Annotated in this window: 2 protein-coding genes, 2 pseudogenes and 1 other annotated feature; of the genes and pseudogenes, 2 read left to right on the top strand and 2 right to left on the bottom strand. The window is 43.6% G+C overall.

The annotated features are described in order from the left end of the window. Window positions 1-504: pseudogene (locus tag H4Q31_RS19810) on the bottom strand (helix-turn-helix domain-containing protein); the annotation flags it as partial. Window positions 505-630: 126 nt separating this feature from the next. Continuing rightward, window positions 631-866 (top strand) — a binding site (T-box leader). A 137-nt stretch (window positions 867-1,003) separates the two neighbouring features. Here H4Q31_RS19810 and H4Q31_RS19805 point away from each other — a divergent pair. Continuing rightward, complete coding sequence (locus tag H4Q31_RS19805; protein WP_185180794.1) at window positions 1,004-1,351, top strand: short-chain dehydrogenase; 348 nt, start codon at window positions 1,004-1,006, stop codon at window positions 1,349-1,351. Between the two features lie 61 nt (window positions 1,352-1,412). Here the strand turns inward: H4Q31_RS19805 and H4Q31_RS19800 are convergent, their stop codons facing one another. Further along, complete coding sequence (locus tag H4Q31_RS19800) at window positions 1,413-2,441, bottom strand: IS1595 family transposase (protein ID WP_185180793.1); 1,029 nt, start codon at window positions 2,439-2,441, stop codon at window positions 1,413-1,415. 393 nt (window positions 2,442-2,834) lie between these two features. On the opposite strand from H4Q31_RS19800, the pseudogene thrS reads away from it, so the two are divergent. Further along, window positions 2,835-4,121, top strand: a pseudogene (thrS, locus tag H4Q31_RS19795) (threonine--tRNA ligase); the annotation flags it as partial. Between the last annotated feature and the right edge of the window lie 19 nt (window positions 4,122-4,140).

Below are 4,140 nucleotides of genomic sequence, written 5' to 3'. Positions count from 1 at the left end.
TTTTCTACTTGCAAAACACAAGCGTGGAGGGCGAAGGACGGCGCACGGTCCTCCAGCCAGGCATACGGTGTCGCGTCGATCTGCCACAGCATGCCGGCTTGGGGTTTGCGCTCACGCGGCTGATGAGCCTTTCTGCGCCGCCGCTGCTTGGCTTGCTTGATCCCCTTGGACAATAGGATGCGCCTCACGCTGGAATGGCTCAGCTTTAGCGATTCGTGCTCCTCCAAAAGCTCCGCAAAGTGGCAGTTGTTGCTGCCGTGGTATTTCGCAAGGTATAACGCCGCTGCCTGTTCCTTCACCTCATCCGTTAATGCGTGTTTCGGCTTTCTACCCCGATTACGATGGGCTATCGCCTGCGCTCCTCCTTCTGTTTGATATTTCTTCTTTAGCCGAATCAACTTGCCGTACGCTCAGCCCGAGTGCCGCTGCTCCTTCCGCGTTCGTCATGTGTCCTTCGAGGATCTTCTCCACCACAAGTACCTTCTTTAGTTCTGCCCTGGTCAATGTCAATGTCTCCTGTCCCATAGTGACATTATCTCAGAACAGTTACAGGGTGACATTATCACAGAACAACAACATATTAACTGGCTGGCTTGACATTACAAATTCCAAGCGATATGATTTGTAGAAATAAAAGCTTTAATCAAGGACATGAATCCTTAACAAGTACCGTTCAGAGAAAGAGGACTTGGCTGAAATCCTCTTCGGCAACCTAAGGATTTACCACCTTGTAGCTGCGATATTGAAATCCGGGGTTTATCCCTGAGAGTAAACTTCGCCGGGTATTCCCGTTATAGAGATGAAATGAGGATTCACATCTTTGTGAATCAAATTAGGGTGGAACCACGAGCGTACTCGTCCCTTTCGGGATAAGTGCGCTTTTTGATTTTGGCTGTTTTCGTAATAATTGTTGCTAATTTGTTAAATGAGGTAAAATAGAGTGATTGTTATTCACTGAACCAATAGGCAGTTTAGTTTAACTCTTTATGAGAGGGGGATGACCATGCCTTGTGTACATGAATTCGGTATACTTGATGAATTCAACAAACAAAAAGAATACATTGATTACGAACCACAGAAATATAACTGTATTTCTGTCGATGATGATATTATTAATAGCTTAAATCCGAATTTATCTATCATGAAAACCTATTTTCATTCATTCACCCGTCCCGAATATGGTTTAGCCTATTGGGGCATCACGATTATTCCACCTGAATCATTATCAGTGTTTTATGATATAGTCACATCTTCAAAGCACTTTAAAAAGTCTTCTGAACTGCATGAACTGGCTTCGAAAATTATTAGGGCAAAAGAAGAAAGCAAATACATGATACATTATGGAATTTAAAAGAACGCCATAGTTTGATTCTTCAACGACGGGGAACGATAGTTGAGGTACTACCACCTTTTTATACACTTGTTCTCAACTTTTTAACGGTCGTAAAGTTCGCTCGTTTGCAGGTATCCAACAGGAGTTTCTTTTGTCTGTCGGTAAACTCCAGTTTCTTATGCAACTCTAGGAATCGGAACCAAAACATATAGTTATCGATGTATTTGGTTGCTACTCCTTGAAATCGATCCATCCACTGTTTCAGGCGTGAGTGGAATGAATTTACGTGTTGGATATGGTATATCGACTTCGACACATGAGTTCCACGCGGCAGTATTTCGTGCGTCAAGCCTTTCATTTTGGCAAACTTCTTATAGTTCGTCGCACTGTCCGTGCAAAGCAAAGAAGAAGGTGCAATATACCCTCCGATTACTTTGTCAATCTCTTCGGCTTTAATACGACCGCGACCTCCCATCTGACAAATGATATTATCATTTCGGTCGTAAGCTACAACAATGCTGACCTGTTCCTTGGAGATGCCACGCTTACGCTTCTCCTTTTTTTCGTCTTCTACTTTGCGACCGCGTTTACGGGCATCACGGTGAGGAATCCCGCCTTTGCGACCTTTCTCCGACTCCAGAAAGTGCGTTTCATCGCTTTCGATGATTCCATTAAGCTGACAATTTCCAAGCGAACGGAGTGCATTAAGAATTTTGTGTCTCCAGTAAAATGCTGTTGATATGTGAATATCGACCCGCTCTACAATTTTAGGAAGGGTGTATCCTTCAATCATCAATTCGAAGTATTTGATCCACAGATTGGGTTTATGGGTTCCCGCCATCGGCGTACCCGTCATGTCATTGAAACTTTTACCGCAATCCTTGCATAAATATCGTTGGCGACCGCGATACTTACCATTCCGTTTTACACTTAAGCTGCCGCAATGCAGACATGCCAATCCACCCGAGAACTTTGCTTCTCGAATATCACCAAGCAACCCCTCAACTTTAGGTGCAGGGAATAACGTTTCTTTAATTGCTTCAAATAAGCTGTGTTGTTCCTTCGATGGCAAATCGGTGAAATTTTCGTATATATTGAGCCAATTCATGATTCAAATGCCTCCTGGGGAAAATATGAGCTTTATTATAAGGTTTTCCCATCAAGAGCAACAATATAAGCGAAAACAGCGTTGATTTTTTGAAATTGAAAAAAAAGCTATAACCAAGGACATGAATTCTTAATGAATGCCGCCCAGAGAGAGAGGACATGGGCTGAAATCCTCTTCGGCAATCCTAAGGATTTACCACCTTGCAGCTGCGATTTTGAAATCTGGGTTTGTGCCCAGAGTGTAAATTTCGCCGGGTATTCCCGTTACAGAAATGAAGGAGGGTTCGTATCTTTACGAATCAAATTAGGGTGGAACCACGAGCGCACTCGTCCCTTGCGGATAAGTGCGCTTTTTGCGTTCAAATAAGATCATTCATGAACGGAGGAGTTCTCATTGAAAATTAATGTAACACTACCCAATGGAATTGTCCGGGAATACGAACGAGGCACTACGGTTGAACAGGTAGCAGAGTCTATAAGTACAAGTTTGGTGAAAAATGCTGTGGCAGGAAAAATCAATGGCAAACCGGTCGATTTAAACAGGCCTATTGAGGAGGACTGTCAGGTTGAAATTATTACTCTCGACAGTAAATCTGGTTTGGAAATCTACAGGCACAGTACTGCGCATTTGATGGCGCAGGCACTGAAACGCCTATACGGAAATAAAGCAGTCAAGCTCGGTATAGGGCCAGTTATAGAAGATGGTTTTTACTATGATATCGATCTCGAAAAGCCATTATCTTTCGAAGATCTTGCCTCCATCGAGAAGGAAATGGTGAAAATTGTGCATCAGGATCTCCCGATCACTCGGCAAGTAGTAAGTAGGGAAAAAGCACAAAAGCTTTTCCGGGAAATTGAAGATCCGCTAAAGCTAGAGCTGATTCACGATCTACCTGAGGATGCGATCATCACCATTTACCATCAGGGCGAGTTTTTCGACCTTTGCCGCGGACCCCACCTGCCCTCCACCGGCCGTATCAAAGCGTTCAAATTAATGAGTGTGGCTGGTGCCTATTGGCGAGGGGACTCAAATAATAAGATGTTGCAGCGCATATACGGGACGGCATTTCCCAAAAAGTCTCAATTGGATGAACATTTACAAATGCTCGAAGAAGCCAAGAAACGCGATCATCGGAAGCTAGGGAGAGAACTCGGATTGTTCATGTTTTCCGAAGAAGCACCTGGGATGCCATTCTACTTGCCAAAGGGAATGGTCATTCGGACAGAACTTGAAAATTTCTCTCGTGAAGAGCAGAAAAAGCAGGATTACGAAGAAGTTCGTACACCGTTTATGATGAACCAGAGGCTGTGGGAGCAATCGGGTCACTGGGATCATTATCATGAGAATATGTACTTTACTGAGGTTGACGAAACAAAATTTGCATTGAAACCAATGAACTGTCCTGGACACATGCTTATTTTCAAAAACAGCCTGCATTCCTATCGTGAACTTCCGATCCGGATCTCAGAATTCGGACAAGTACACCGTCATGAGTTTTCGGGTGCATTAAACGGGATGATGCGTGTGCGTACATTTTGCCAGGATGATGCACATATCTTCGTGAGACCCGACCAGATCGAAGATGAAATCGATCGTGTTATCAATTTGATCGACCGTATATATCATGTGTTTGGTTTTGAATACAAAATGGAACTGTCTACTCGTCCTGAAAAATCGATGTGTTACTGCTAACGCATAA

Origin of the sequence: Cohnella lubricantis (genome assembly GCF_014212015.1) — a bacterium.
Taxonomy (GTDB): domain Bacteria; phylum Bacillota; class Bacilli; order Paenibacillales; family Paenibacillaceae; genus Cohnella; species Cohnella lubricantis.
The sequence above is the reverse complement of the archived record's forward strand: the minus strand, read 5'-3'. Positions and strand labels throughout refer to the sequence as shown.

Bases quoted from the DNA above. Each gene is read 5' to 3' on its own strand.
- H4Q31_RS19805 (WP_185180794.1), top strand. From the start codon at position 1,004: ATGCCTTGTGTACATGAATTCGGTATACTTGATGAATTCAACAAACAA.
- H4Q31_RS19800 (WP_185180793.1), bottom strand. From the start codon at position 2,441: ATGAATTGGCTCAATATATACGAAAATTTCACCGATTTGCCATCGAAG.